Here is a 24,968-nt window from a genome sequence, read left to right as displayed (position 1 = left end):
GGGCGCCCCACCGTGGTGACCCCCCCCGTCGGGTCCCGCCCCCTCCCTGTGGGGGGGGGGGGCCGTGGGCGCGCCGCGCGACCCGGCCCCACGAACCGGGCGGCACGGCTCAGACCAGCACGGGCTCCTGCTCCTCCGTCTGTCCCAGAGCCTCCGGGGCGCCGTCCTCGACCGCCACCCCGCGCTTGCGCGGCAGCGCGAACATCAGCAGGAAGACCGCCAGCAGCACCCCCGCGACCCACCACATCGCGTGCACGAACGCCCCGCCGAAGGCCGTCCCGAGCGCGTCCGGCGCGACCACGTCGTCCATCGCCCCGAAGAAGGCGACCGACACCAGCCCGAGCCCGAGCGCATTGCCGATCTGCTGCACGGTGTTGATCAGCCCGGAGGCCGAACCGGCGTGCCGGCGCGGCACCTCGGACAGCACGGCGTCGGTGATCGGCGCGACGATCAGCCCCATCCCGAGGCCCATGACGACCAGCGGCAGCGCCATCTGCCAGGGCGCGATGGACGTCCCGTACCGGTTCGCCTCCCAGATGTAGGTGAGCACGCCCGCCGCCATCACCAGCGCGCCGGCCTGGAGCACCTTGCGCCCGAACCGCGGCACCAGCTTCTGCACCGAGAGCCCGGCCGCCGTTGAGACGGCGAGCGAGAACGGGATTCCGGTGGTGCCGGCCTTGAGCGGGCTCCAGCCCAGGCCGACCTGCATGTAGAGGGTCCAGACCAGGAAGAAGATGCCGAGTGCGACGCCGAAGGCCAGCTGCACGCAGATCCCGGCGGCGAAGCTCTTCACCCGGAACAGCGACAGTTCGACCAGCGGGGAGCCGTCCCGCCGCGTCTTGGCCTTCTCGTACGCCACGAACAGCAGGAACACCGGGAGGCTGCCGGCCATCAGCAGGTACCCCCAGAGCGGCCAGCCGGCCTCCCGGCCGTGGGTCAGCGGGTAGATCAGCATCAGCAGGCCGAGGCTGGCCAGGAGCACGCCGACCAGGTCGAGCTTGAGCGCGTGCTCTGCCTTGGACTCGTCGATGAAGCGGCGGCCGAGGAGCAGTCCGGCGATGCCGACGGGCAGGTTGATCAGGAAGATCGGTCGCCATTCGAGGCCGAGCAGGTTCCACTCGGTGAGCAGCGCACCGATCATGGGACCGGACACCGCGCCCAGTCCGACCACCGCGCCGAACATCCCGAACACCTTGCCGCGCTCCTCCGCCGGGAAGGTCGCGTGGATGATCGACAGCACCTGCGGCACCATGAGGGCCGCCGTCAGGCCCTGCAGGATCCGCATCGCGACCAGCATCTCCGGGCCGGAGGCCAGCCCGCACAGCGCCGAGGCGATCGTGAAGCCGCCGATCCCGATCAGGAACAGCCGCTTGCGGCCGTGGATGTCGCCCAGCCGCCCGCCGATGATCAGCCCGACCGCGAAGGCCAGCGCGTAGCCGCCGGTGACCCACTGGATGGCGCTGAAGGAGGCGCCGGTGTCCTGCTGGATGCTGGGGATGGCGATGTTGACGATGGTCACGTCCACCAGGTCCATGAAGGAGGCGACCATCACGATCGCCAGCGCGATCCACCTCCGCCGGTCGGCTCCCGCCGTAGTCATTCCGGTCTCCTCGTTCGTCCGCTTGTCCACTCTCAGGACGATACGAGCCATGTAGGTCAGGAGCTGTCCCAGTTCGTCCGGCATGCTGGACGACATGACCGACACCCCGGCCCGGCTGCTCAACCTGCTGTCCCTGTTGCAGACCCCGCGCGAGTGGCCCGGCAGCGAACTCGCCGAGCGGCTCGGCGTCAGCCCCCGCACCATCCGCCGCGACATCGACCGGCTGCGCGAACTCGGCTACCCGGTGCAGGCCAGCATGGGCGCGGACGGCGGCTACCGGCTGGTCGCGGGCACCGCGATGCCGCCGCTGCTGCTGGACGACGAGGAGGCGGTGGCCATCGCGGTCGGCCTGCGGGCGGCCGCCGGGCACGCCGTGGTCGGCATCGAGGAGGCCTCGGTACGGGCCCTCGGCAAACTGCTCCAGGTGCTGCCCGGCCGCCTGCGGCACCGGGTCGGCACCCTCAACACCGCCACCGTGCCGCTGCTCACCGGGGACGGTCCGACCGTCGACCCGGAGGCCCTGACCCTGCTGGCCGGCGCCGTCACCAACCACGAGCGCCTGCGCTTCGGCTACCGGGCCCGCGACGGCGCCGAGACCCGGCGCAACGTCGAGCCCGAGCGCCTGGTCTCCACCGGCCGCCGCTGGTACCTGATCGGCTACGACCTGGACCGGGACGACTGGCGGCTCTTCCGGGTCGACCGGATCACCGACCCGTTCGCCACCGGCGCCCGCTTCACCCCGCGCCCGCTCCCCGCCGAGGACGCCGCCACCTTCGTGGCCAACCGGCTGCGCCGCTCCCCGACCCGCTCCATGGTGGCCACCGTCCACCGCCCCGCCGCCGAGGTCGACGGCTGGATGCCCTGGACCGGCGACTACGAGATCGAACCCGTCGACGACCACAGCTGCCGGCTGCGCGCCCGCGCCGACTCCCTGAAGTGGATGGCCGCCGGACTCCTCATGCTGGACTGCGACTTCGAGGTCCACGAACCCCCGGAGCTCCGCGCCCACCTGCGCACGATCGCGGCGAGGGCCGCCCACGCCGCGGAAAGCGGGAGTCAGGCCCTCGCCGAGCGTCCAGAGGGGATCAGACCCCGTACTCGCCGGTCAGCAGCGCCCGGCCCAGGGTGTGGAAGGTCAGGTTGAAACCGACCTGGGCCGCCGGGGTGTCGGCGGTGACGTCGAGCTTCTCGACGTCCAGCGCGTGCACCGCGAACACGTACCGGTGCGGGGCGCCGGGCGGCGGGGCGGCGCCGTCGTACTTGTTGCCGGGGAAGTCGGTGCGCCCGTGGAAGGAGGCCGCGCCGGGCAGGGTGTCGTCCGACGAGCCGGCGCCGCGCGGCAGTTCGACGGTGTCGGCGGGCAGGTTGAGGGCGAGCCAGTGCCACCAGCCGGAGCCGGTCGGCGCGTCCGGGTCGTAGCAGGTGACGGCGATGCTCCGGGTGCCCTCCGGCAGGCCCGACCAGGCCAGCTGGGGCGAGAGGTTGCCACCCGCGTGGATGAACTCCCGGCCCAGCGTGCCGCCTTCGGTGAAGTCCTGGCTGCTCAGCGGGAAGGACGGCACCTGCGGCAGGAACTCGTACGGCAGCGGCGGACGAACACTCATGGGGTGCACCTCTCACGGTCGGGATGACACGGGTCACTGTAATGGGGTGCACGTCCGATCCGGCCGCCCCTACAGTCGACGTCATGGCCTCGAAACTCGCCCAGCTGTTCTCGGATTCCCGCCGCGCGCTGTTCACCATGCTCGGGATCCAGGCCGTCATATGGTCCGTGCAGGTGCTGAACTGGCTGGACGACTACGGCCTCTCCAAGGAGTTCGGCCTGCGCACGGAGCAGGTCGGCGACCTCCCCGAAATGTTCACCATGCCCTTCCTGCACTTCAGTTGGGGCCACATCGTGGACAACTCCTGGCCGCTGTTCGTGCTCGGCTTCCTGGCCGCTTACCGGGGCATGCGGAAGTTCCTGCTGGCCAGCCTGGTGATCGCGGTCTCCGGCGGGCTCCTGGTCTGGCTGCTGGAGAGCCCGAACACCGTGACGGCCGGAGCGAGCGGCATGATCTACGGCTACCTCGGTTACGTGGTGCTGCGCGGGGTCCTCGACCGCAACCTGCTGGACGCGGCCGTCGGCCTCGGCGTCGCGGCGGTCTACTGGACCGTCCTGATCGGCGTGCTGCCGATCGCCCACGGCGTCAGCTGGCTGGGCCACCTCGGCGGACTGATCGGCGGACTGGCCGCCGCCGTCCTGCTGCGCGAGCGGGTGCGGCCGAAGCCCGCCGACGCGCCCACCCCCGCGCCCGCCAAGGCCGCTGCCAACGCCCCCGCGGGCCCCAACGCCGCCCTGCTCAAGGAGCTCGACGACCTGGGCCTGTAGCCCGCCCGAAGCGGCCAGGTATAGACCATTCACACCCCTGCGGCTAGCGTGACCGACGCACCTGCCCCCAGCTCCGGAGCCGCACCGTGGAGTCGTCCGTCCTCGCCTTCGTCACCGACCTCCTCGACGAGGGCGCCGACACCTTCTTCGGCAACCTCACCGACCGGGCCGGCGTCGGCGGCGTCACCCTGGCCGCCGTCTACCACGAGGCCCGCGACGTCTTCCCGCACAACCCCCGCCGGGTGATCCGCTACCTGGAGCCGGGCGCCGCCTACTTCCGCCCGGACCGGGCCCGCTGGCAGGGCCGCCGGCTGGCGCCCGCGCCGTCCACCGCGATCGGCGACCGCGACCCCTTCGCCGAGGCCGCCACCGAGGCCGACCGCCGGGGCCTGCGGCTGCACGCCTGGACGGTCTTCTGCCACAACGACCGGCTCGGCTTCGCCCACCCCGACTGCGCCCCGGCGAACGCCTTCGGCGACCGCCACCTCACCGAGCTCTGCCCGGCCCACCCGGAGGTCCGCGAGTACGCGCTGGCCCTGGTCGAGGAACTCGCGCGGTACGGCGTGGACGCGATCCGCGCCGAGTCCCTGCACTTCCACGGCCTGCGCCACGGCTACCACCACGAGCGCTACTTCGAGCAGCTGGGCCCGACCGCCGAGGCCCTGCTCGGCGTCTGCTTCTGCCCGCACTGCCGGGCCGCCGCCGCCCGTGCCGGCGTCCCGGCCGAGCGGGTCGCCGACGAGGTACGGACCGAACTGCGCCGCCGGCTGGCCGACGAGACCGCCGCCGCCGAGCCGGCCGACCTGAGCACCCTCGCCGACGGCGCCTTCGCCGCCTACGTGGACGCCTCCGCCGCCACCGTCACCGCACTCGCCGCCGACCTCACCGAGCAGGCCCGCCGCCACGGCATACGACTGAGCTTCATGGACGGCGGCGGCCCCGGCAAGGGCTGGCTGTCCGGCATCGACCTGCCCGCCCTGGCGCGGGCCACCGACCAGATCGAGACCCTGGGCTACGCCACGACCGCGCGCGAAGTCCGGGAGAAGGTGGCCGCCTTCGCCCTGCACGGCGTCCGCCCGGAGCGGATGGCGGTGATCCTGCGCCCGATGGCCTCGGACTGCGACGGCCCGGAGAACCTCGCCGCCAAGATCGCCACCCTGCGCGAACTCGGCGTCCCCGAGGTCGAGTTCTACCACTACGGCCTGATGCGGCTGTCCTCGCTCGACCGGATCGGCACCGCCCTCGGGGTCTGAGGACCCACCCACCGACAATCCCCCGGTTGAGAACCCGCCGGCCGGAGACTCACCGGCGCCGCTTGGACGTCCCGAACAGGCTGCGCGAGATCTCCTGCCCGAGCTGCTTCCCGGCCGAGCGGGCGAAGGACTTCACGGTCGGATTGCTGAGCAGCGAGCCCAGCAGCCCGCCCGCCCCCTTCGGCTCCTCCCGCCCCGGCGCGCGCTCCCGCGACGCGGGATCGGGCGCGGGCACCGGCGGTTCGACCGGCGCCGCCTCCGGCCGGGGTGCCCGGGCCGCCAGCTTCTCGTACGCGGACTCCCGGTCGATCGCCTCCCGGTAGCGCGCCGTCAGCGGCGAGGCGTCCACCGCCGCCCGCAGCGCCCCCTCCTCGACCGGCGCCATCAGCGACCGCGGCGCCCGCAGCCTGGTGGCCGCGACCGGGGTCGGCGCGCCCTTCTCGGAGAGCACCGTCACCACGGCCTCGCCGGTCCCCAGTGAGGTGAGCACGGTGCCGAGGTCGTAGGAGGAGCGCGGGAAGGTCGAGACGGTGGCCTTGAGCGCCTTGGCGTCGTCCGGGGTGAAGGCGCGCAGCGCGTGCTGCACCCGGTTGCCCAGCTGGGCGAGCACCTCCGCCGGGACGTCCTTGGGCGTCTGGGTGACGAAGAAGATGCCGATGCCCTTGGAGCGGATCAGCCGCACGGTCTGGGTGATCGCCTCCAGGAAGGCCTTGGAGCCGCCCTTGAACAGCAGGTGCGCCTCGTCGAAGAAGAACACCAGCTTGGGCCGGTCCAGGTCGCCGACCTCCGGCAGCTCCTGGTAGAGGTCGGCGAGCAGCCACATCAGGAAGGTGGAGAACAGCCGCGGCCGGTCCTGGACGGCGGGCAGTTCCAGCACCGAGACCACGCCCTGCCCGTCCGGCGTGCTGCGCAGCAGTTCGGCGGTGTCGAACTCGGGCTCGCCGAAGAACGCCCCGGCGCCCTCGTTCTCCAGCACGGTGAGCGCCCGCAGGATCACCCCGGCGGTGGCCGCGGAGAGCCCGCCGATGGTGCGCAGTTCCTCCTTGCCCTCGGGCGAGGTGAGGTGGCCGATGACGGCGGTGAGGTCCTTGAGGTCGTAGAGCTCCAGGCCCTGGCGGTCGGCGTAGTGGAACACCAGGCTGAGCGAGGACTCCTGGGTCTCGTTCAGGTCCAGCACCTTGGCGAGCAGCAGCGGGCCGAAGCTGGTGACGGTGGCCCGGATCGGGATGCCCGTGCCCTGCCCGCCGAGTGAGTAGAACTCGGCCGGGCAGCCCCGGGGCGTCCACTCCTGCCCGACCTCGGCGGCCCGGGCGGCGGTGCGGTCGCTCGGCGCCCCGGGCGCGGCGATGCCGGAGACGTCCCCCTTGATGTCGGCGAGGAACACCGGCACGCCCTGGGCGGAGAGCTGTTCGGCGATCAACTGGAGGGTCTTGGTCTTCCCGGTGCCGGTGGCCCCGGCGACCAGCCCGTGCCGGTTGAGCACCCCGAGCGGGATGCGCACCTGCGCGTCGGGGTACGCGGTGCCGTCCAGCAGCACCGCGCCGAGGTCGAGGGCGGGCCCGGTGAAGGCGTACCCGTCGGCGATCTCCCGGACGGTCGGCGGGGTGGTGGCGGAAGGCATCGGGGCACGCTCCTGGACGGGATCGGCGGTCGGAAGCTGGTCCTGAACCCGGGCCGGGACCGGGCGATGTTCACGACATTTCCCATCAAACAGCCGCAATCGACCTCCCGCAGCTCGCACCCGTGCGCGTGGCGGAGCCGCGGCTGCTGCGCCGCGCGCCGTGCGAACGGTAGGCTTTCCGTGTGATCTTCAAGCGCATCGGCAATGGGCGGCCGTACCCGGATCACGGCCGGACGAGCACCCGCCAGTGGGCTGACGTCGCCCCACGCCCGGTGCGGCTCGACCAGCTGGTGACCACCAAGGGCCAACTCGACCTGGAAACCCTGCTGGCCGAGGACTCGACCTTCTACGGGGACCTCTTCGCCCACGTGGTGAAGTGGCACGGCGACCTCTACCTGGAGGACGGGCTGCACCGGGCCGTACGGGCCGCGCTGCAGCAGCGCCAGGTGCTGCACGCCCGTGTCCTCGAAATGGACTGACGGCCGTCTCCCGACTCCCAGGACCGCCCCCTCGCCACCCGGCGGAGGGCGGTCCACGCGTACCCGGATACCTCCTTTCGGGTACCGGGGTACTCCAGATGATGATCGTTTAGTACCTTCACCGCTGTCCGGCACTACGCTGCTGACTACGGCTGCGACCAGGGGATCCGCCCGCACCTGAGGGACTCTCCTACCCGGCCCACCCGTCATCCCGACCCCGCCCTGGCACGAGGGGGAGACAGACCCGTGAGCATGTTGACTCCCCAAGGCCTCAAGGGGAAGCAGTACCGCGTCACCGGCAACGCCTACCCGCGGCTGGGCCGGCCCCCGAAGAAGAGTCGCAAGGTGATCGCCGCACTCGCGGCCCTGCTCGCCCTGGCCCTGATCGGCCTCGGCGGCGTGCAGTTGTACGACATCTTCCGCGGCAAGGACAAGAACGCCTCGGCCCAGGCCTGCGCCACCTCGTCCGGCAAGCCGCTGGCGGCCCCGACCGCCGGCGCCACCCCGGGCGCCCCCGCGGCCTCCGGCGCGCCGGTCGACCCGCACGCCGTCCCGCAGCCCTCCGCCGTCACGGTGAACGTCTACAACGCCACCACCAAGGCCGGCCTGGCCGGGCGGACCGCCGACGAGCTCAAGAAGCGCGGCTTCACCATCGGCAAGGTCGGCAACGCACCCGCCGAGCTGGACAAGAAGGTGCCCGGCACCGCCCAGGTGATCGCCGGCCCGACCGGCGCCGCCGCCGGCACCCTGGTGAGCTCCCAGATCGCCGGGGCCGCCGTCACCGCCGACGCCCGCACCGACACCAGCGTGGACTTCGTGATCGGCGACAGCTACAACGCCCTGCTGGACGAGACCCAGGCGGCCGCCGCCCTCGCCCTGGCCACCAAGCCCTCCCCCACCCCGAGCGCCACCGGCAGCTGCTAGGGCGTGGCCCCGGCAGGACAACAGAGGAGAGCCCCCGGCAGACGCAGCGCCGGGGGCTCTCGGACGTTCTTCGGAAGGGTGGTCAGCCGGCCGTGCCGTACAGCCGGTCGCCCGCGTCGCCCAGGCCGGGGACGATGTAGCCGTTCTCGTTCAGCCGCTCGTCGAGCGCGGCGGTGACCACGGTGACCGGCAGGCCGGCCAGCTCCCGCTGCATCACCTCGACGCCCTCGGGCGCGGCCAGCAGCACCACGGCGGTGACGTCGGTGGCACCGCGCTCGATCAGCATCCTGATCGCGGCGACCAGGGTGCCGCCGGTGGCCAGCATCGGGTCGAGCACGTAGACCTGACGGCCGGAGAGGTCGTCGGGCATCCGGGTGGCGTACGTGGAGGCCTCCAGGGTCTCCTCGTTGCGCACCATGCCGAGGAAGCCGACCTCTGCGGTCGGCAGCAGCCGGGTCATCCCGTCCAGCATGCCGAGGCCGGCCCGCAGGATCGGGACGACCAGCGGGCGCGGGTAGCTGAGCCGGGTGCCGAGCGTGACCGCCACGGGCGTGGTGATCTCCACCTCGTCGGTGCGGACGTCCCGGGTGGCCTCGTAGGCGAGGAGGGTCACCAGCTCGTCGGTCAGGCGACGGAAGGTCGGCGAGTCGGTGCGCTCGTCGCGCAGGGTGGAGAGCTTGTGGGCGACCAGGGGGTGGTCGACGACGTGGAGACGCATGTACCGAGGTTAGCCCGGTCCTGGACGCCTGTACGACACGCCGTGCCAGGCCGCCCACCGGCCGCGGTCACCTTTTCGTGACACGCCGTGACGCGCGCGGAATGTCCGGACGGAACCGTCTCCTGTGGTATCAACCCGGCCGATCGGGGAATGTCACGTCTTATGACGAGCAACCCGAAGGCCGGGGACGGCTCGGCGGACGACCCCGCCGGCGGGGCTGCCCTTCGCGCCGGCCCGCCGCAGGAGCCCCCGGAGACCGAGTCGGAGCGCCGTAGGCGGCGGGCCGTCTTCCTGCGCGAGCTCGCCGAGGCCCGCGAGCTGAGGGAGCGGGTCCAGCCCCGCCGGACCAAGGAGCGGCGGATGCGCGAAGCGATGCGGATGCGAACCTTCCGGATCTGACGCCGCCCCGCCCGGGCCCCGTCACGGTCCGGCCGACGCTCCACCGGGCGTCCGGAACAAAATTCGACCGTCTCCGGACGGCCCGGCCCGGGTTCCGCCCGCCGCCGCCCGGCCCTTCCGACACGACCTGCAAAGACGCGCTGCCGAACACCCCCCGCGAGGGCGGGCTTTCTGTCACGATTCCGATGGGACGGTCCGAACAAGCGGACCGCCTCTGGCGCGGGGGCGGCCAGATTTCCGCGTTGCCCGAGCGCGCCGACAGCCGAGACCGATGATCTTGGGAGTGTCCCTGGTGGCGTACTTCGCTGCAGTGCTTGCTCGCACCGAGGACGGGTGGGATGTGAGCGAGACGGAACTCGACGACGTCGAAACCCTGGCCGATCTGGCGGATCTGGCCCGCGGCTCCGCGCAGGACGACGACAGCGTCCTGATCTTCATCGAACAGGAGGACTCCTGGTTCGCCATCGTCCGGGTGGACGGTGAGGACGACCCCCGGATCTTCGTGTCGGACGGCGCCGCCGCCGCCCGCAGCTCCTACGGCTCCGTCCTCACCGACGAGCTGGTCGACCAGGCGGGCGAGAGCGAGTTCGGCGACCTGGACCACCTGCTCGACGAGGAGTCCGAGGCCGCGGAGCAGGACGACGAGGACCCGGACGCCCGCAGCGGCGTCCCGGTCGGCCCGCTCGGCGACGCCCACCTGCTCACCGAGTACGGCCTGGCCGCCGACGAGCTGCTCGGCCTCAGCGGCGAGGGCGCGGTGCCGGGCGACGCCCTGGAGGAGATCGCCGAGGCGCTGGGCTGCGGCGAGGTCCTGGAGGCGGTCCGGTAGCGGCACCGGTCGCACCGGTGCCCACCACCGGATGCCCGACACTGGATGCCATGCAGCCCGCATCCACCCCGCTGACCGTCCCGTACGTCCCCCCACTGTCCGCCCCCGTCCGCCCCGACCCGGTCCGCGACCGCTGGGCGGCGCCGATGCGCCTCGCCATCGCCGAGGCCGCCCTGGCGCCGGCCACCGGTGACGTCCCGGTCGGGGCGCTCGTTCTGGGCCCGGACGGCGAAGTGATCGGGCGCGGCCACAACGAGCGCGAGGCGGTCGGCGACCCGACCGCGCACGCCGAGGTGGTCGCGATCCGGCAGGCGGCCGAGAAGCTCGGGGAGTGGCGGCTCAGCGGCTGCACCCTGGTGGTGACCCTGGAGCCCTGCACGATGTGCGCCGGAGCCATCGTGCTGTCCCGGATCGACCGGGTGGTCTACGGCGCCCTCGACGAGAAGGCCGGCGCGGCCGGCTCGCTCTTCGACGTGATGCGCGACCGCCGGCTCAACCACCGACCCGAGGTGATCTGGGGCGTCCTCGCCGACGAGTGCGGCGAGCAGCTTCGCGCCTTCTTCGACACCCACCGCTGACGCCTGCGCCGACGGCCCTCCCGATACGGATTTCGTGACCGCGCCACCCGTCCGGTAGAGTTCCCCTCGGTAGCGTGTCCGAGCGGCCAAAGGAGCACGCCTCGAAAGCGTGTGTGGGGGCAACTCCACCGTGGGTTCGAATCCCACCGCTACCGCCAGAAAGCCCGAGGGCCCGTCCGATCCGGACGGGCCCTCGGCGTTTCCGCGCACCCTCGGACGCGGAAACGGCCCCGCACTCCGGGCCGATGACCACCACTGCCCGGCTCGTACGGAGCCTTGGAGGGGGAGCGGCTCCGGGGGACCGACCGCTCCCCCGGCGGAGTCCCACAACCGGCGCCGCGAGGGGGAAAGCCGCGACCACCGGTCCCACAGCGGGGGCTCCGGATCCACGCGCCGGGGATTCCTGCCAGACCCTCGGCACGTCAACCATCCTGCCGTCCGGGCCGCACCGGGGCACCCGGAGAAAGGCCCCACCCGCGGGGACCTTCGTCCCGCCGGGCGAACGCGCCGCACACTTGATAGCCCGTCCGGTGGATAAGCTGCCCTGCAGGGCCGCTCGGGGACCCGGATGACGGCGGCCCACCGCAGGGAGGAAGGTCACGATGGCGCAGGCGAAGAAGATCGGCATGGCCCTCCTGCTCATCTTCGTGCTCTACTCGATCATCACCTCGCCGGCCCGGTCCGCCGAACTCGTCCAGCTGGGCTTCGAGGGCATCTCGAACGCGGCCAAGGCGGTCGGCACCTTCATGACCGGTCTGATCAAGTAAGGAGCGGTACATCGTGATCCGCCACCTGGTCCTGTTCAAGCTCAACGAGGGCGTCGCCAAGGACGAGCAGCGCGTGCTGTCCGGTGCCAAGGCGTTCGCCGAGCTCGGCTCGCTGATCCCCGAACTGCGCGAGTGGGACTGCGGCTGGAACACCACCGAGCGCGACATCGCGTACGACTACGCGATCAACAGCCTGGTCGAGGACCGTACGGCCCTCCAGGCGTACCTGACCCACCCCGCGCACCAGGCCGCGGCCGGCCAGTGGCGCGAGTTCGCGACCTGGGTGATCGCCGACATCGAGGTCTGACCCCCGCGACCGTCCCCCGGACGGCCCGCGCCCGCCCCGTCCGGTCCCCGGACGGGGCGTCTTGGTATGCGCCGGAACAACCCTTGCGGCGCCTCGCCGACGGGACCGGCGCAGTCCGGGCACCCCATCAACACACCTCCACCGGGTGCTTGCCCGACCTGCGCCCACCTTGTGATGCTATGACCGGTTTTGCCGGACATGGCGAGGTGCGAACCAGCCGCGACACCCGATCCGCAGGGCCCACCGTTGTCAACTTTGGGAGGGGTGAGGTGTCCGTGGACGAGGTGTTGGCTGCGATCATCAGTCCGGCCGGCGAACTCCGCCCGGACGGGTTGCGCGGCCCCGGCGGCCGACCCGCCGTGGACGTCCGGACGCTCACCCGGGTGCTGTTCGAGCGGCTCTCCGAGCTGCCCCCGGACGCCCCCGAGCGGGAGCGCGTCCGGGCCGCCCTGATCGAGGTGAACATCCCGCTGGTCCGCTACGCGGCCACCCGCTTCCGCAGCCGCAGCGAGCCGATGGAGGACGTCGTCCAGGTCGGCACCATCGGCCTGATCAACGCGATCGACCGCTTCGACCCGACCCGGGGCGTCCAGTTCCCCACCTACGCCCTGCCGACCATCCTGGGAGAGATCAAGCGCTACTTCCGGGACAACGTCCGCACCATGCACGTCCCGCGCCGGCTCCAGGAGCTGTGGGTCCAGGTCAGCGGCGCCATGGAGGAGCTGACGGTGCTGCACGGGCGGGCCCCCAAGGTGCCCGAGATCGCCGCCAGCCTGCGGATCCCCGAGGAGGACGTCCGGGCCTGCCTGGACGCCGGACGCGCCTACAACGCGGCCTCCCTGGAGGCCGCCCAGGAGCACGAGGGCGGGCTCGCCCTGCTGGACCGGCTCGGCTACGAGGACGCCGCGCTGGCCGAAGTGGAGCACCGCGACATGGTCCGCCACCTACTGGTCCAACTCCCCGAGCGGGAGCGGCGGATCGTGATGCTGCGGTTCTTCGCCAACCTCACCCAGTCGCAGATCAGCACCGAACTGGGGATGTCCCAGATGCACGTCTCCCGGCTGCTCTCACGGATCCTGACCAGGCTTCGGACCGGCAACTCCTGGGAAGAGTGAGATTGCAGCGCGTTACCCCCGCGTGACATCTTGCGACGTTCGGGTTTGCCGAGGACCGTGTTCCGGTATGGAGGGGGTTGGGCCCCTGCCGGGAACCTCCGTGCGACGGCCCCCGTTCAACTGTCAGTCACAAGGGGGTGGGTGCATGTCCGGAGAGCTGGGCACTGCGGAGATCCACGCTGGTCAGGCCAAGGGTACGGCGGTCGCCGAGGAGCGGATCCCGCTCCAGCGGGCCACGTCTCTCGAAAGGCCCGTCGACCGGGCGACCGGCCCGGTGACGTCCACCGAGGCACCGCCCGGCTCCGGGCTGGACACCCGGACGCTCTCCCGCTCGCTGTTCCTGCGGCTGGCCGCGCTGGAGCCGGGCAGCGAGGAGCACACCTACGTCCGCGACACCCTGATCGAGCTCAACCTGCCGCTGGTCCGGTACGCCTCGGCGCGTTTCCGCAGCCGCAACGAGCCGATGGAGGACATCGTCCAGGTCGGCACCATCGGGCTGATCAAGGCGATCGACCGCTTCGACCCGGAACGCGGGGTGGAGTTCCCCACCTTCGCGATGCCCACCGTGGTCGGTGAGATCAAGCGCTTCTTCCGGGACACCAGTTGGTCGGTCCGGGTGCCCCGGCGGCTGCAGGAGCTGCGGCTGGCGCTCACCAAGGCCGGGGACGAACTGGCCCAGCGGCTGGACCGCTCCCCCACCGTCGCCGAGCTGGCCACCTGCCTCGGGGTCAGCGAGGAGGACGTGGTCGAGGGCCTCGCGGTGGGCAACGCGTACACCGCCAGCTCGCTGGACTCCAGCCCCGGCGAGGAGGACAGCGAGGGGCCGCTGGCCGAACGGCTCGGCTACGAGGACCTCGCGCTGGAGGGCGTGGAGTACCGGGAGTCGCTCAAGCCGCTGCTGGCCAAGCTGCCGCCGCGCGAGCGCCGGATCATCATGCTGCGGTTCTTCGGCAACCTGACCCAGTCGCAGATCGGGGAGGAGATCGGGATCTCCCAGATGCACGTCTCCCGACTGCTCACCCGGACGCTCACCCAGCTCCGCGCGGGGCTGATCAGCGAGGGCTGACCGCCACCGCTTCCCGGCTCAACTGCCGTCGCCGTCCAGGAGGTTGGCGCGCAGTCCGGTCAGCACGTGCTCGTCCAGCCCGAGCCCCTCCCGCCAGAACGCGTCGAAGTCGCCCCAGCCTGCCTCGACCTCCGCGAAGGCCGCGTCCAGGTAGTCGCGGTCGGCCCGGAACACCGGCAGGAGGAGCTCGGGCTCGCGCATCAGACCCCGGCCGCCGAAGTCGGCCAGCACCCGCTCGACCACCGCGGCGGAGCGCTCGTTGGTGAGCAGGTAGTCGGCGAGCACCGTCTCGCGGTCCACGCCCAGCGCGGTCAGGACGAGCGCCGCCGCCCAGCCGGTGCGGTCCTTGCCCGCCGAGCAGTGGAACAGCAGCGGCACGCCGTCCGGGGCGGCCAGCAGCCGCAGCAGCGCGGCGAAGCGCTCGCGGGCCACCGGGTCGGTGACGAACCAGCGGTAGAGCCCGGTCATCATGGTGGCCGCCCGGCCGCCGCCGAGGAGGGCGCGCTGCCTGTCCGGACTGCGGTCGGCGAGGGCTCCGCGCAGCGTCAGGTGGATGTCGAAGTCCGTTGCCAACAGCGGGAGATGGTGGATCACCACGCCGTCCGGCAGCCGGTCCGGGCCGGCCTCGCGGACCTCCTCGGGGCTGCGCAGGTCGACCACCGCGCGCAGCCCGAGCGCGCCCAGCGGGTCGAGGTCCTCGACGGTGACATGGTTCAGGCCATCGCTGCGCAGGGCCACTCCACGGCGTACCACCGCCCCCTCGGCCGTTCGACAGCCGCCCAGATCCCGGGCGTTGACCGCCCCGCGCAGACCCAGACTACGGCCGACCAGGACCGTTCCATCCGGTTCCGGGAGCGCATTCCGTACGTTCCCGATTCGCTCGGATGCGACCTGACGATCGGCCATCAACGGCCTCCATTGCATATTCGGACTGTCACATGGCACAGCGGTGCCCGATATTGCATGAACCTGCCCGTTGCGGCGGCAAGATGTGCAAGAGTGTCGTGCGCGACGACGACAGTGTAGGTGCCCCACAGAGCCGTGTGAGCCGCACAGTCGGTAACCAGGTGTAGCACTCGGCTTCCGGTTTTTCATTTTCAATTCATTATTTGCGTAGGCGGTCGGGTTACGGTCACAATCAGCGCCGCCATGGCTTCGCCATGAACGTTGGTAACAGGTTCGCTGCACTCTCGCCCAATTGGTCCCTCGCACCGTCGACCCTCGACCAGGATGGGCGCCGGGCAGCCTGCTGCCCGCGAACAGCTACACGGGCTGGCGAGCGCCGAGCAGCGCAGCGCCTGTCCCAAGGGGAGGATCAGACATGGGTCGAGCGACCCGAAGAGTTGCCGCCTGCGCAGCGGCAGTTCTGCTGGCCAGCGGCCTGCAGACCACCCTGGCCCACGGCGACACCACGCCGCCCAGGATCGACCTCACCGTCCTGGTCATCGACGACGGAGGCCCGTCCGTCGCGGCGATCACCGCCGAACTCAAGAGCCAGGGCACGCCCTACAAGGTCGTCAGCCTCAATGACCCCAACCGCCCCGTCATCGACTCCGCTTTCCTGAGCGACACGGTGAACGGGCTGCCCCGGGGCAAGTACCAGGGCATCGTGCTGCCCAACGAAAACCCCTTCCCCAACAGCGCAGCCGAGATGACCGCGATCGCCACCTACGAAGCGGCTTTCAACGTCCGGCAGATCGACGCGTACACCTGGGCCAGTCCGGCCGTCGGCCTGAACTACGCCCAGAATCCGGGATTCGTCGGCACCCTCGACGGATTCCAGGCAGCCACCACTACGGCCGGAACTTCGGGCCCGTTCGGGTACCTCAAGGGCGGTGTCCCGTTCGAGGACAACGACCCGAACGTCAGCGAGAGCTACGGCTACCTGGCCACCCCGCTGGCCAACCTGCCGACCGGGGCCTCCTTCGTCCCGCTGGTCGACGCGGCGATACCCGGCACGACCAACCGCGGCTCGCTGGTCGGTGAGTACACCCACGACGGCCGCAAGGAGCTGGTCGTCACCTTCGTCTACAACCAGTACCAGCAGCAGTACCGGCTGCTGGCCCGCGGGATGGTCGACTGGATCACCCAGGGCGTCCACCTCGGCTACGACCGCAACTACTTCGCCACCCACGTGGACGACGTGTTCCTGGCCGACGACCGCTGGGACACCGTGCTCAAGTGCACCCCCGGTGACGTCACCTGCCCGCCCGGCACCCCGGACACCACCAACCCGATCCGGATGACCCAGGCGGACGCCCAGTACCTCAAGCAGTGGCAGACCGCCAACAACTTCACGCTGGACCTGGTGTTCAACGGCGGCGGCAGCGAGGACTGGAAGGCCGACCACCAGACCACGGTGGACCCGACCGCCAGCCAGATGATCGCCGACCAGAACAGCTACCGCTGGGTCAACCACACCTTCACCCACCCCTACCTGGGCTGCGTGCAGGACGTCACCGTGGTGCCGTGGAAGTGCACCAAGGACGCGTCGGGCAACACCGTCTGGACCGACCAGAACACCATCTCCACCCAGATCAAGCAGAACTTCGACTGGGCGGCCGCCAACGGCCTCAAGGTCGACCCGCAGGTGCTCGTCACCGGTGAGCACTCCGGTCTGCTCACCGCCCCGCAGGAGACCAGCGACAACCCGAACCTGGCGCCCGCGCTGGCCGCCAACGGCATCAAGTTCACCGGCAGCGACGCCTCCCGCGAGCCCGGCCAGCGGGCCGTCGGCTCCTCCACGCTGACCGTGCCGCGGTACCCGATGAACGTCTTCTACAACGCCGGTTCGGCGAAGGAGGAGGCCGACGAGTACAACTGGATCTACACCAGCAAGGCCAACGGCGGCAGCGGCGTCTGCGAGAACAACGCCAACTCCACCTGCCTGCCCCAGCCGCTGGACACCGCCACCGGCTACCAGTCGTACATCGTGCCGCTGGAGGCCCGGATCGACCTCGGCCACGTGCTGAACAACGACCCGCGGCCGCACTTCGTGCACCAGTCGAACCTCTCCGAGGACCGCATCCTGTACCCGGTGCTGGAGAAGATCCTCGGCAACTACCGCTCGCTGTTCGCCGACAGCACCCCGATCGTGAACCTCGGCGAGCGCGAGATCGGCCAGGAGTTCCAGAAGCGCGCGGCCTGGGACAAGGCCGTCGCAGCCGGGCAGGTCACCGCCTACAAGATCGGCAACACCGTCACGGTCAACGCTCCGGCCGGTGTTCAGGTCCAGGCCACCATGCCGACCGGAACTGCTCAGAAGATGGCCATCGGCACGGCCGCCTTCGGTTCGGCCTACGCCGGTACGCTCTCGGGCTGGGTGTCCCCGGGCGCCCTGCAGAGCAACGTCACCCTGCAGCTCCCCTCCGGCAGCGCGCCGGCCGCCCCGGCCGCCGTCACGCCGAACGTGGCGGCCAAGTCCGTCCCGGCACCGGCGCCGGCGGACAAGAAGGTCGTGCCGCAGGGCGTCGCCACGCCCGTCCCGGCCGGCCCGAGCGACGTCACCCGCAAGCCCGCCCAGTCCCTCGTCCCCGGCAGCGGAGCCCCGGTGCCCGGCAAGGACGCGGTCCAGGGCGCCAAGTCCCAGGGCAACGGTGCCCAGGCCGGCAACGGCCACGGCGGTTCCGGCAAGGCCCCCGGGGGGACGGCCTCGCACGGCAGCACGACCGGGCGCTCCGGCAACCGGTAATCCTCAGCACCTCGTGGCGGGGTCGGGCCGGGCGCCCGGCCCGGCCCCGCCACGGGTCCCGCTCCGGCCACCCAGTCCGGACAACGACGCAAGAACAGGAGGGGGGACAGGAGATGCGCGTCACCCTGCTCACCGAGGGGACGTACCCGCACCAGCACGGCGGCGTGAGCGTCTGGTGCGACCAACTCGTTCAGGGCATGCCGGACGTCGACTTCGACATCATCGCCGTCACCGGAACCGGCCAGGAGCCGCTGGCCTGGGAACTGCCCGCCAACGTACGGTCGGTCACCACCGCACCGCTGTGGGGCCCGGCCTCGGAGGCCCGGCCGCCGCGCGGCAAGGAGATGCGGCGCTTCCTCAACGCGTACGAGCGCTTCCTCCACTCCATCCTCGACCCGGTCTACACCACCCACTTCGGCACCGAGCTGTACGGCTTCGCCGACCTCGCCCGACGCGGGCTGCTCAGCCCGGCGCTGCGCAGCGAGCGCGCCCTGCGCACCCTCCAGCACGTGTGGACCCGCGACTACCTGCCCACCGCGGTCTCCCGGCCCACCCTGCACGACGCGCTGAACGCCACCGACCTGCTGGAGCACGCGCTGCGGCCGCTCTCGGTCGACCCGCCCACCGAGGGCGTCGCCCACGCTGCCAGCGGCGGCCTCGCCACGCTGCCCGGGCTGATCTCCGCCCAGCAGTTCGGCGTACCGTTTCTGCTCACCGAGCACGGCATCTACCTGCGCGAGCGCTACCTCGGCTACCGCACCGGCCCGTACCGCTGGCCGGTCAAGGCGCTGCTGCTCGGCTTCTACCGGATGCTCGCCGAGGAGAGCTACCGGCAGGCCGCCCTGGTCACCCCCGGCAACCGGTACAACCGGCGCTGGGAGGAGCGCGGCGGCACCCCGTCCACGCACATCCGCACCGTCTACAACGGGGTGGATCCGGCCGCCTTCCCGCCGGCCGGGCCGGAGCCCGAGACGCCGACCCTCAGCTGGGCCGGCCGGGTCGACCCGATCAAGGACCTGGAGACGCTGATCCGGGCCTTCGCCATCGTCCAGCGTGAGATCCCCGAGGCGCGGCTGCGGCTCTTCGGGGGCACCCCCAAGGGCGGCGAGGCGTACCGGGACGGCTGCATAGCCCTGGCCGCCGAGCTCGGCGTGGCCGACTCGGTGGCCTTCGAAGGCCGCGTCGCCGACATCACCGACGCGTACGCGGCGGGCAACGTGGTGATGCTCTCCAGCATCAGCGAGGGCTTCCCGTTCACCCTGATCGAGGCCATGTCCTGCGGCCGCGCGACCGTCTCCACCGACGTCGGCGGCGTGCGCGAGGCCGTCGGCGACACCGGACTGGTCGTCCCGCCGCGCGAACCCGAGCCGATGGCGGCCGCCGCGATCGAGCTGCTGCGCGACCCCGCGCGGCGCGCCCGGCTCGGCGAGGGCGCCCGGCTGCGGGTCATCGAGCAGTTCACACTCCGGCAGAACATCGACGGCTTCCGGAGCATCTACACCGAACTCCTGGGCACCTCCCGCTGGATGCCCGGCGGCGTGGTGGCCGTCGCCGACGAGGTCCCCAGCCCGGACTGGGACCAGCAGCTGGCCACCGCCCGGCCCGAGCCCAGCGAGGTGGGCGCGTGAACGAGCGAAGCGAGCGAACCATCAGCAGGTGCGCGTTCCACGAAGCGGCCGCCGAGCCCAGCGAGGTGGGCGCGTGAGCGGTCCCATTCGCCTCGTCCCGGACGAGGGCGGCGCCGAGCCGACGATGCAGCTGCGCACCCTGCCGCTGAAGCGCCGCCGCCCCGCCCCGGCCGCCGAGCCCGACCCCGCCGAGCAGCTCGGTCTCTCCGACGACCCGCTGGACGAGCTCGCCGAGCGCCTGCGCGACGTCTGCGCCGACGCCGTCCACCCGTACGAGATCGCGGCCTTCCTGGAGTCCGACGGCCTCTCCGACGAGCAGGCCGCCCTGCTGTACGGCCGCCCCGACGCGTTCACCGTCGCCGAGGAGCTGTTCGAGAAGGTCGAGCGCCGCTACCCCGGCCCGAGCTCCGAGTTCGCCAACCCCTGGCGGGCCGACCCCTGGCGCTGCGTGGTGCGCGGGCTGGTGTTCGCCCTGCCCGGCCTCGGCTACCTGCTCGGCGCCAACCTGTTCGCGACCACCCGGATGCGCTTCGGCCTGCCCTCGGGCATGCTCGCGCTGTCCATCGCCACGCTGGTCAGCTGGGGCTTCAACCAGGCCCTGGCGCACCGCGCGTACCGCTGGCTGAGCCGGCTGCGCCGCCGGGACGCGGCGATCTGCCTGGCCGTAGGCGCCCCGCTCGGCGCACTGGTGGCCTCCGCCTCCGCGTACGTGGTGGGCGGGCCGATCGGCGCGCTGTGGTTCGCCGCGGGGCAGTCCTGCTACCTGGCCGCGGCCACCGCGCTGCTGGTGCTCGGGCGGGAGAAGTTCCTGCTGCTGGCGCTGGCCCCGGCCTCGGTCGGCGCGGGCGTGGTGCTCGCGGTCGACGTCCCGCAGGCGGTCCGTACGGTGGTGCTGCTCGCCTCGGTGGCGCTGGCGGTCGGCCTGGCCGTCCGGGAGCTGCTGGTCGCGGCCCGCGGCGGCGAACGGGACGGCGTGGAGCTGAAGCTGCCGATCCGCCAGGAGGTCCCGCACCTGCTGTTCGGGCTGGCCTGCGGCGCGCTCACGCTGATCGCCGGCCTCGGCGAGACCGTCCACCAGGCCGTGCACGCCGCCTCGCACGCGGTGCACACCCCGGTCCACGGCGCGCACACCCCGACCGCCCCGACCGCGCCGACCGGCCCGGCCATGATCGCGCTGACGCTCAGTCTCGGTCTGGCCGAGTGGCTGCTGTTCCGCTACCGGGCGATGGCCGTGGCCGCACTGCGCTCCAGCCACACCACCGGGCAGTTCACCCGCCGCACCGGCGGGATCCTGCTCGGCTGCCTGTTCATCTACCTCACCACCGTGGCCGCGCTGGACGCCGCCGCGACCGTGCTGTGGCCGGGCGCCCCGTCGCTCGGTGTGCCGCAGCTGGCCGCGATGCTGCTCCTGGGCGGCTCGCTCTGGCTGGCGCTGCTGCTGAACGCCTTCGGGTTCAGCTGGAGCACCGCCCTCATCTGTCTGGCCGCCGCAGTCGCCGAGAGCGTCGGGCTGCTGACCGGTGCGGACCCGATCGTCCTGCAGCTGATCGGCTGCGGGGCGGCCTCACTCGTCCTCACCGCAACCGCCGGGCCCGCGCTCGGCCGCACCACCCAACACCGCTGAGAATCCGCCTCTCCAGAGGCACCACCGGCCGGTCGTGACCACGCGTCCGGCTACCCCCGAGATCGAGAAAGCGAATCCGCATGAGCAGCGTCGCGGTTACCGGAGCCGAGGGCTTCATCGGCTCCCACCTGGTCGAGACCCTGGTCGCCGACGGGCACCACGTCCGCGCGATGGTCCAGTACAACTCCTTCTCCTCCTTCGGCTGGCTGGAGACCCTGTCGCCGGAGGTGCTGGACTCGGTCGAGATCGTCCTCGGCGACGTCCGGGACCCGGGCTCGGTCAACGGCCTGGTCAAGGGCACCGAGGCGGTCTACCACCTGGCCGCCCTGATCGCGATCCCGTACTCCTACCGCGCTCCCCACTCGTACGTGGACACCAACGTCACCGGCACCCTGAACGTGCTGGAGGCAGTGCGCCACCTGGAGATCCCGCGCCTGGTGCACACCTCCACCAGCGAGACGTACGGCACCGCGCAGACCGTGCCGATCACCGAGGACCACCCGATCAACACCCAGTCCCCGTACGCCGCCTCGAAGGCCGGCGGGGACCGGCTGGCCGACAGCTACCACGCCAGCTTCGAGACCCCGGTCGTCACCCTGCGCCCGTTCAACACCTTCGGCCCGCGCCAGTCGATGCGCGCCGTCATCCCGACCGTGATCGCCCAGGTCGCGGCCGGCCAGACCGAGATCACCCTCGGCGACCTGCGCCCGACCCGCGACTTCACGTTCGTCAAGGACACCGCCAACGCCTTCCGCACGGTGGGCACCGCGGCCGCCGAGAGCGTGGTCGGCCGGACCTTCAACGCCGGCACCGGCGGCGAGATCTCGGTCGGCGACCTCGTCACCCTGGTCGGCAAGCTGATGGGCGTGGACCTGGTGGTGAAGGAGGACGAGCAGCGCATCCGTCCGACCAACTCCGAGGTCATGCGCCTGGTCGCGGACGCCACCCGGCTGCGCGAGGCCACCGGCTGGGCCCCGCGGTTCAGCCTGGAGCAGGGCCTGGAGCAGACCATCGAGTTCTTCCGCGACCCGGCCAACCTGGCCCGCTACAAGACCGACATCTACAACGTCTGACCGCCGTACCGATCATGCCCGTCCTGGTAACCAAGGTTCGCGTCCTGCACATCCTTTCCGTGGGGGAAACACCATGCATGCAGTGATCCTGGCCGGCGGTAAGGGCGTCCGTCTCCGCCCGTACACCACCGCGCTCCCCAAGCCGCTCGTCCCGATCGGCGACCAGCACGCGATCCTGGAGATCGTGATGCGCCAGCTCGCCGCCGCGGGCTTCAAGACCGTCACCCTGGCCATCGGCCACCTCGGCCACATCATCCGCGCCTACGTCGGCAACGGCTCGCAGTGGGGCCTGCGGGTCGGCTACGCCGTCGAGGACAGCCCGCTCGGCACCATGGGCCCGCTGCTCACGATGCAGGACCGCCTGCCGGAGCACTTCCTGGTGATGAACGGCGACATCCTCACCGACCTGGACTTCTCCGGGGTGCTCAAGCACCACGAGCAGTCCGGCGCCCCGCTGACCATCGCCACCTACGCCCGTCAGGTGAAGATCGACTTCGGCGTGCTGACCACCGACTCCGGCACCATCACCGGCTTCCAGGAGAAGCCCAGCATCGACTACCGGGTCTCGATGGGCGTGTACGGCGTCTCCCGCGCCGCGCTCGCCAAGTACACCCCGGGCCTGCCGCTGGGCTTCGACGAGCTGGTGCTCGACCTGCTGGCCGCCGACACCCCGCCGGCCGCCTACGACTTCGGCGGCTACTGGCTGGACATCGGCCGCCCCGACGACTACGACCGGGCGAACGCCGAGTTCACCTCGATCCGCCCGGTCCTGATGCCGTTCGAGTCGGCCGCCACGATGCCGGGCCTCGCGGAGCTGCCGGTGCCGGCCGCCCGCACCGCCCCGGACGACGCGACCGACGAGCCCGTCACCGCGGGCGCCGAGACCGACGGACGGGCCGCGTGAGAATCCTGCTCCTCGGCGGCGACGGCTTCCTGGGCCGTCACGCCGTCACCGTCCTGCGGACTCTGCCCGGGGCCACCCTGCTGTCCGCGGGCCGGCGGCCCACCCACGACCTCCGGCTGGACCTGGGCACCGCCCAGGCCGGCCCGCTCGGCGAGGAGCTGGCCGCGCTGGCTCCCGACGTGGTGATCAACCTCGCGGGGGCGGTGGCCGGCAGCGCGGTCAAGCTCGCCGAGGTGAACGCCCGCGGCCCGGCGGTGCTCTGCGAGGCACTCGCCCTGGGTGCCCCGAAGGCCCGTCTGGTGCACATCGGTTCGGCCGGCGAGTACGGCGTCTGCGACGAGGGCGAGTCGCTCTCCGAGCAGTCCGACGCCCGCCCGGTCGGCGTGTACGGCGCGACCAAGCTGGCCGGCTCCCTCGCGGTGGCCGGTTCGCCGCTGGACGCGGTGGTGCTGCGGGTGTTCAACCCGGTCGGTCCGGGCGCCCCGGCGGGCTCGCTGCCCGGCCGGCTGGCGGCCGAGCTGCGCCGGGTGGCGCCCGAGGGCGCCGACGCCGTGGTCACGGTCGGGGACCTCTCCGCCTACCGGGACTTCGTGGACGCCCGGGACATCGCCAGGGCGATCGGCCTGGCCGTCACCGCCGACGGCCCGCTCCCCCGGGTGCTCAACCTGGCGACCGGTCGGGCCCAGCGGGTCCGGGCGGTCGCCGAGGGCCTGGTCGCGGCGTCCGGCTTCACCGGCCGGATCGACGAGAGCGGAGCGGGCTCCGAGCGCTCGACCGCGGTCTCCTGGCAGCAGGCCGACGTGTCGGCCGCCGCCCGGGCCCTCGGCTGGCACCCGGAGACCGAGCTCGCCGACACTCTGCGCGACCTGTGGCTCAGCACCGCCGAGCCCGCCCCGACCCCGGTGGTCGCATGACCGCCGGGACCACCCCCGACGGCCGCCTGCTGGTGCCGCTGTACGTCCACCCCGCGGTGGACCCGGCGGCCTGGCGGGCGGTCGCCGCCGCCGACCCCACCCGGATCGCCGCCGTGGTGCTCAACCTCGCGGACGGCCCGGGCGAGGTACCGGACCACGTCTTCGCCGAGGCCGCCGACGAACTCCGGGCGGCCGGCCTGCCGTTGGTCGGGTACGCCGACACCGATTACGGCCGCCGGCCCCACGCGGCCGTGGTCGCCGACATCTTGACGTACCGTCAGCGACACGACATCACGGGCGTCTACCTCGACCAAGTCGCCACCCATCCCGGCGCGTTGGCGCACTACCGACGCCTCGCGACGGCGGCCCGGGCGGCCGGCTGCGGCACCGTGGTGTTCGGCCACGGCGAGCACCCGGACCCTGGGTACGCCGAAGTCGGCCTGGCCGACCTGCTGGTCACCTTCGAGGGCGACTGGGACACGTACCGCGCGATGACGCTGCCGCTGTGGACCGGCCGGCACGCGGCCTCCCGCTTCTGCCACCTGGTCTACGACGTCCCGGCCGAGTCCGCCGAGGACGCCTCCGCACTGATCGCCGCCCGACGGGCCGGCGTCGGCTGCGCCGTACCGGGTGCCGGGGAGAACCCCTGGCGCACCCTGCCGTACGGCCTGACCGCCGCTGAACTGACCTGACCCGATCCGGAGTTCGAGTACCGTGAACCGCCGTACCCGGCTGATGCCGGCCGCCCTGGCCCTCGCCACCGCCACCGCCCTGCTGGTCAGCTCGTGCAGCAGCTCCGGCTCGGAGGACGACGACTCGGCCGACGGCAACCAGAGCAACTCGCCCACGGCCACCGCGCCGAGCATCCCCGGCACCACCACGCCCACCGACCCGGGTACCGCCTCGGCCCCGGGCACCCCGAGCGGCACCACCGCCCCGGGCACCCCGCCGGGCACCCCTCCGTCCGGCACCACCGCCCCGCCGGCCGGCGCCCGCTGGCAGCCCACCCCGGGCCTGGCCTGGCAGTGGCAGCTCGGCGGCACGGTGGACCAGTCGGTGGACGTGCCGGTCTACGACATCGACGGCTTCGAGAACGACGCCTCGGTG

The 24,968-nt window shown here is 72.2% G+C and carries 23 protein-coding genes, 1 tRNA gene and 2 pseudogenes; 21 read left to right on the top strand and 5 right to left on the bottom strand.

Annotation, left to right across the window (positions count from 1 at the left end; genetic code table 11):
• Positions 1-109: 109 nt before the first annotated feature.
• Entirely contained in the window at positions 110-1,600 is a 1,491-nt protein-coding gene (locus ACFWIS_RS34140; RefSeq protein ID WP_380461022.1) for an MFS transporter, read from the bottom strand.
• 94 nt (positions 1,601-1,694) lie between these two features.
• Here ACFWIS_RS34140 and ACFWIS_RS34135 point away from each other — a divergent pair, with 94 nt between their 5' ends.
• Positions 1,695-2,744: a helix-turn-helix transcriptional regulator gene (locus ACFWIS_RS34135; protein ID WP_380461021.1), complete on the top strand. Its 1,050-nt coding sequence runs from the start codon at positions 1,695-1,697 to the stop codon at positions 2,742-2,744.
• On the opposite strand, the gene ACFWIS_RS34130 is transcribed toward ACFWIS_RS34135, so the two are convergent.
• The gene (locus ACFWIS_RS34130) at positions 2,686-3,204 is read right to left on the bottom strand and encodes a YbhB/YbcL family Raf kinase inhibitor-like protein (protein WP_380461020.1); all 519 of its coding nucleotides are present in this window, start codon (positions 3,202-3,204) and stop codon (positions 2,686-2,688) included. The two genes, ACFWIS_RS34135 and ACFWIS_RS34130, sit on opposite strands and share 59 nt — an antisense overlap.
• Before the next feature lie 83 nt (positions 3,205-3,287).
• Here ACFWIS_RS34130 and ACFWIS_RS34125 point away from each other — a divergent pair, with 83 nt between their 5' ends.
• Together ACFWIS_RS34125 and ACFWIS_RS34120 are read left to right on the top strand one after the other, a co-directional pair.
• The gene (locus ACFWIS_RS34125) at positions 3,288-3,971 is read left to right on the top strand and encodes a rhomboid family intramembrane serine protease (protein WP_380461019.1); all 684 of its coding nucleotides are present in this window, start codon (positions 3,288-3,290) and stop codon (positions 3,969-3,971) included.
• Positions 3,972-4,057: 86 nt separating this feature from the next.
• Positions 4,058-5,224: a hypothetical protein gene (locus ACFWIS_RS34120; RefSeq protein ID WP_380461018.1), complete on the top strand. Its 1,167-nt coding sequence runs from the start codon at positions 4,058-4,060 to the stop codon at positions 5,222-5,224.
• A gap of 49 nt (positions 5,225-5,273) precedes the next feature.
• Here the strand turns inward: ACFWIS_RS34120 and ACFWIS_RS34115 are convergent, their stop codons facing one another.
• Positions 5,274-6,845: a helicase HerA-like domain-containing protein gene (locus tag ACFWIS_RS34115; RefSeq protein WP_380461017.1), complete on the bottom strand. Its 1,572-nt coding sequence runs from the start codon at positions 6,843-6,845 to the stop codon at positions 5,274-5,276.
• Between the two features lie 182 nt (positions 6,846-7,027).
• Here ACFWIS_RS34115 and ACFWIS_RS34110 point away from each other — a divergent pair, with 182 nt between their 5' ends.
• Positions 7,028-7,324, top strand: coding sequence for a type II toxin-antitoxin system VapB family antitoxin (locus tag ACFWIS_RS34110; protein ID WP_030273186.1), 297 nt, complete (start codon positions 7,028-7,030; stop codon positions 7,322-7,324).
• Positions 7,325-7,576: 252 nt separating this feature from the next.
• Positions 7,577-8,248: a LytR C-terminal domain-containing protein gene (locus ACFWIS_RS34105; RefSeq protein WP_380461023.1), complete on the top strand. Its 672-nt coding sequence runs from the start codon at positions 7,577-7,579 to the stop codon at positions 8,246-8,248.
• An 82-nt stretch (positions 8,249-8,330) separates the two neighbouring features.
• On the opposite strand, the gene upp is transcribed toward ACFWIS_RS34105, so the two are convergent.
• Positions 8,331-8,966 (bottom strand): uracil phosphoribosyltransferase, encoded by a 636-nt coding sequence (gene upp, locus ACFWIS_RS34100; RefSeq protein WP_270145916.1) that lies wholly within the window; start codon positions 8,964-8,966, stop codon positions 8,331-8,333.
• Between the two features lie 162 nt (positions 8,967-9,128).
• Here upp and ACFWIS_RS34095 point away from each other — a divergent pair, with 162 nt between their 5' ends.
• From ACFWIS_RS34095 to ACFWIS_RS34060, 8 genes are all read left to right on the top strand, one after another.
• Positions 9,129-9,365, top strand: a complete 237-nt coding sequence (locus tag ACFWIS_RS34095; protein WP_380461016.1) for a hypothetical protein — start codon at positions 9,129-9,131, stop codon at positions 9,363-9,365.
• Positions 9,366-9,636: 271 nt separating this feature from the next.
• Positions 9,637-10,194: a tRNA adenosine deaminase-associated protein gene (locus tag ACFWIS_RS34090; RefSeq protein WP_380461015.1), complete on the top strand. Its 558-nt coding sequence runs from the start codon at positions 9,637-9,639 to the stop codon at positions 10,192-10,194.
• 50 nt (positions 10,195-10,244) lie between these two features.
• On the top strand, positions 10,245-10,772 hold the full coding sequence (gene tadA, locus ACFWIS_RS34085; RefSeq protein WP_380461014.1) for a tRNA adenosine(34) deaminase TadA: 528 nt from the start codon (positions 10,245-10,247) through the stop codon (positions 10,770-10,772).
• Positions 10,773-10,840: 68 nt separating this feature from the next.
• Positions 10,841-10,930: transfer RNA gene (locus ACFWIS_RS34080), tRNA-Ser, on the top strand.
• A 444-nt stretch (positions 10,931-11,374) separates the two neighbouring features.
• Positions 11,375-11,539 carry a hypothetical protein gene (locus ACFWIS_RS34075; protein ID WP_188304848.1) on the top strand — a complete coding sequence of 55 codons (165 nt, stop codon included), beginning with the start codon at positions 11,375-11,377 and terminating at the stop codon, positions 11,537-11,539.
• A 13-nt stretch (positions 11,540-11,552) separates the two neighbouring features.
• Entirely contained in the window at positions 11,553-11,846 is a 294-nt protein-coding gene (locus ACFWIS_RS34070; protein WP_380461013.1) for a Dabb family protein, read from the top strand.
• Positions 11,847-12,115: 269 nt separating this feature from the next.
• Positions 12,116-12,961 carry an RNA polymerase sigma factor SigF gene (locus tag ACFWIS_RS34065; protein ID WP_380461012.1) on the top strand — a complete coding sequence of 282 codons (846 nt, stop codon included), beginning with the start codon at positions 12,116-12,118 and terminating at the stop codon, positions 12,959-12,961.
• A 145-nt stretch (positions 12,962-13,106) separates the two neighbouring features.
• Positions 13,107-14,027, top strand: a complete 921-nt coding sequence (locus ACFWIS_RS34060; protein WP_380461011.1) for an RNA polymerase sigma factor SigF — start codon at positions 13,107-13,109, stop codon at positions 14,025-14,027.
• Positions 14,028-14,045: 18 nt separating this feature from the next.
• On the opposite strand, the gene ACFWIS_RS34055 is transcribed toward ACFWIS_RS34060, so the two are convergent.
• On the bottom strand, positions 14,046-14,933 hold the full coding sequence (locus ACFWIS_RS34055; protein ID WP_380461010.1) for a tyrosine-protein phosphatase: 888 nt from the start codon (positions 14,931-14,933) through the stop codon (positions 14,046-14,048).
• 415 nt (positions 14,934-15,348) lie between these two features.
• Between ACFWIS_RS34055 and ACFWIS_RS34050 the strand changes: the two genes are divergently transcribed.
• The 8 genes and pseudogenes from ACFWIS_RS34050 to ACFWIS_RS34015 all read left to right on the top strand — a co-directional run.
• Positions 15,349-17,718, top strand: a complete 2,370-nt coding sequence (locus ACFWIS_RS34050; protein ID WP_380461009.1) for a hypothetical protein — start codon at positions 15,349-15,351, stop codon at positions 17,716-17,718.
• Between the two features lie 113 nt (positions 17,719-17,831).
• Positions 17,832-19,346: a GT4 family glycosyltransferase PelF gene (pelF, locus tag ACFWIS_RS34045; RefSeq protein ID WP_380461008.1), complete on the top strand. Its 1,515-nt coding sequence runs from the start codon at positions 17,832-17,834 to the stop codon at positions 19,344-19,346.
• A gap of 73 nt (positions 19,347-19,419) precedes the next feature.
• Positions 19,420-20,970, top strand: a complete 1,551-nt coding sequence (locus ACFWIS_RS34040) for a hypothetical protein (protein ID WP_380461007.1) — start codon at positions 19,420-19,422, stop codon at positions 20,968-20,970.
• An 80-nt stretch (positions 20,971-21,050) separates the two neighbouring features.
• Positions 21,051-22,043, top strand: a complete 993-nt coding sequence (locus tag ACFWIS_RS34035; protein WP_380461006.1) for an SDR family NAD(P)-dependent oxidoreductase — start codon at positions 21,051-21,053, stop codon at positions 22,041-22,043.
• A gap of 73 nt (positions 22,044-22,116) precedes the next feature.
• Positions 22,117-22,818 (top strand): annotated as a pseudogene (locus ACFWIS_RS34030) (NDP-sugar synthase); the annotation flags it as partial.
• Positions 22,819-22,943: 125 nt separating this feature from the next.
• Positions 22,944-23,861: an NAD-dependent epimerase/dehydratase family protein gene (locus tag ACFWIS_RS34025; protein WP_380461005.1), complete on the top strand. Its 918-nt coding sequence runs from the start codon at positions 22,944-22,946 to the stop codon at positions 23,859-23,861.
• A complete protein-coding gene (locus ACFWIS_RS34020; RefSeq protein ID WP_380461004.1) occupies positions 23,858-24,553 on the top strand; it encodes a spherulation-specific family 4 protein in 696 nt (231 codons plus the stop codon). Before ACFWIS_RS34025 ends, ACFWIS_RS34020 begins: the two co-directional genes overlap by 4 nt.
• 22 nt (positions 24,554-24,575) lie before the next feature.
• Positions 24,576-24,968 (top strand): annotated as a pseudogene (locus ACFWIS_RS34015) (hypothetical protein); the annotation flags it as partial.

This window comes from Kitasatospora sp. NPDC127060, from assembly GCF_042724935.1.
Taxonomy (GTDB): domain Bacteria; phylum Actinomycetota; class Actinomycetes; order Streptomycetales; family Streptomycetaceae; genus Kitasatospora.
The sequence above is the reverse complement of the archived record's forward strand: the minus strand, read 5'-3'. Positions and strand labels throughout refer to the sequence as shown.

What these genes read in the sequence shown, in the direction of transcription:
- ACFWIS_RS34035 (WP_380461006.1), top strand. Translation starts at nt 21,051, where the DNA reads ATGAGCAGCGTCGCGGTTACCGGAGCCGAGGGCTTCATCGGCTCCCAC.
- ACFWIS_RS34075 (WP_188304848.1), top strand. Translation starts at nt 11,375, where the DNA reads ATGGCGCAGGCGAAGAAGATCGGCATGGCCCTCCTGCTCATCTTCGTG.
- ACFWIS_RS34050 (WP_380461009.1), top strand. Translation starts at nt 15,349, where the DNA reads ATGGGTCGAGCGACCCGAAGAGTTGCCGCCTGCGCAGCGGCAGTTCTG.
- ACFWIS_RS34125 (WP_380461019.1), top strand. Translation starts at nt 3,288, where the DNA reads ATGGCCTCGAAACTCGCCCAGCTGTTCTCGGATTCCCGCCGCGCGCTG.
- ACFWIS_RS34140 (WP_380461022.1), bottom strand. Translation starts at nt 1,600, where the DNA reads ATGACTACGGCGGGAGCCGACCGGCGGAGGTGGATCGCGCTGGCGATC.
- ACFWIS_RS34055 (WP_380461010.1), bottom strand. Translation starts at nt 14,933, where the DNA reads ATGGCCGATCGTCAGGTCGCATCCGAGCGAATCGGGAACGTACGGAAT.
- ACFWIS_RS34095 (WP_380461016.1), top strand. Translation starts at nt 9,129, where the DNA reads ATGACGAGCAACCCGAAGGCCGGGGACGGCTCGGCGGACGACCCCGCC.
- ACFWIS_RS34060 (WP_380461011.1), top strand. Translation starts at nt 13,107, where the DNA reads ATGTCCGGAGAGCTGGGCACTGCGGAGATCCACGCTGGTCAGGCCAAG.
- ACFWIS_RS34130 (WP_380461020.1), bottom strand. Translation starts at nt 3,204, where the DNA reads ATGAGTGTTCGTCCGCCGCTGCCGTACGAGTTCCTGCCGCAGGTGCCG.
- tadA (WP_380461014.1), top strand. Translation starts at nt 10,245, where the DNA reads ATGCAGCCCGCATCCACCCCGCTGACCGTCCCGTACGTCCCCCCACTG.
- pelF (WP_380461008.1), top strand. Translation starts at nt 17,832, where the DNA reads ATGCGCGTCACCCTGCTCACCGAGGGGACGTACCCGCACCAGCACGGC.
- ACFWIS_RS34135 (WP_380461021.1), top strand. Translation starts at nt 1,695, where the DNA reads ATGACCGACACCCCGGCCCGGCTGCTCAACCTGCTGTCCCTGTTGCAG.
- ACFWIS_RS34020 (WP_380461004.1), top strand. Translation starts at nt 23,858, where the DNA reads ATGACCGCCGGGACCACCCCCGACGGCCGCCTGCTGGTGCCGCTGTAC.
- ACFWIS_RS34090 (WP_380461015.1), top strand. Translation starts at nt 9,637, where the DNA reads ATGATCTTGGGAGTGTCCCTGGTGGCGTACTTCGCTGCAGTGCTTGCT.
- upp (WP_270145916.1), bottom strand. Translation starts at nt 8,966, where the DNA reads ATGCGTCTCCACGTCGTCGACCACCCCCTGGTCGCCCACAAGCTCTCC.
- ACFWIS_RS34105 (WP_380461023.1), top strand. Translation starts at nt 7,577, where the DNA reads ATGTTGACTCCCCAAGGCCTCAAGGGGAAGCAGTACCGCGTCACCGGC.
- ACFWIS_RS34115 (WP_380461017.1), bottom strand. Translation starts at nt 6,845, where the DNA reads ATGCCTTCCGCCACCACCCCGCCGACCGTCCGGGAGATCGCCGACGGG.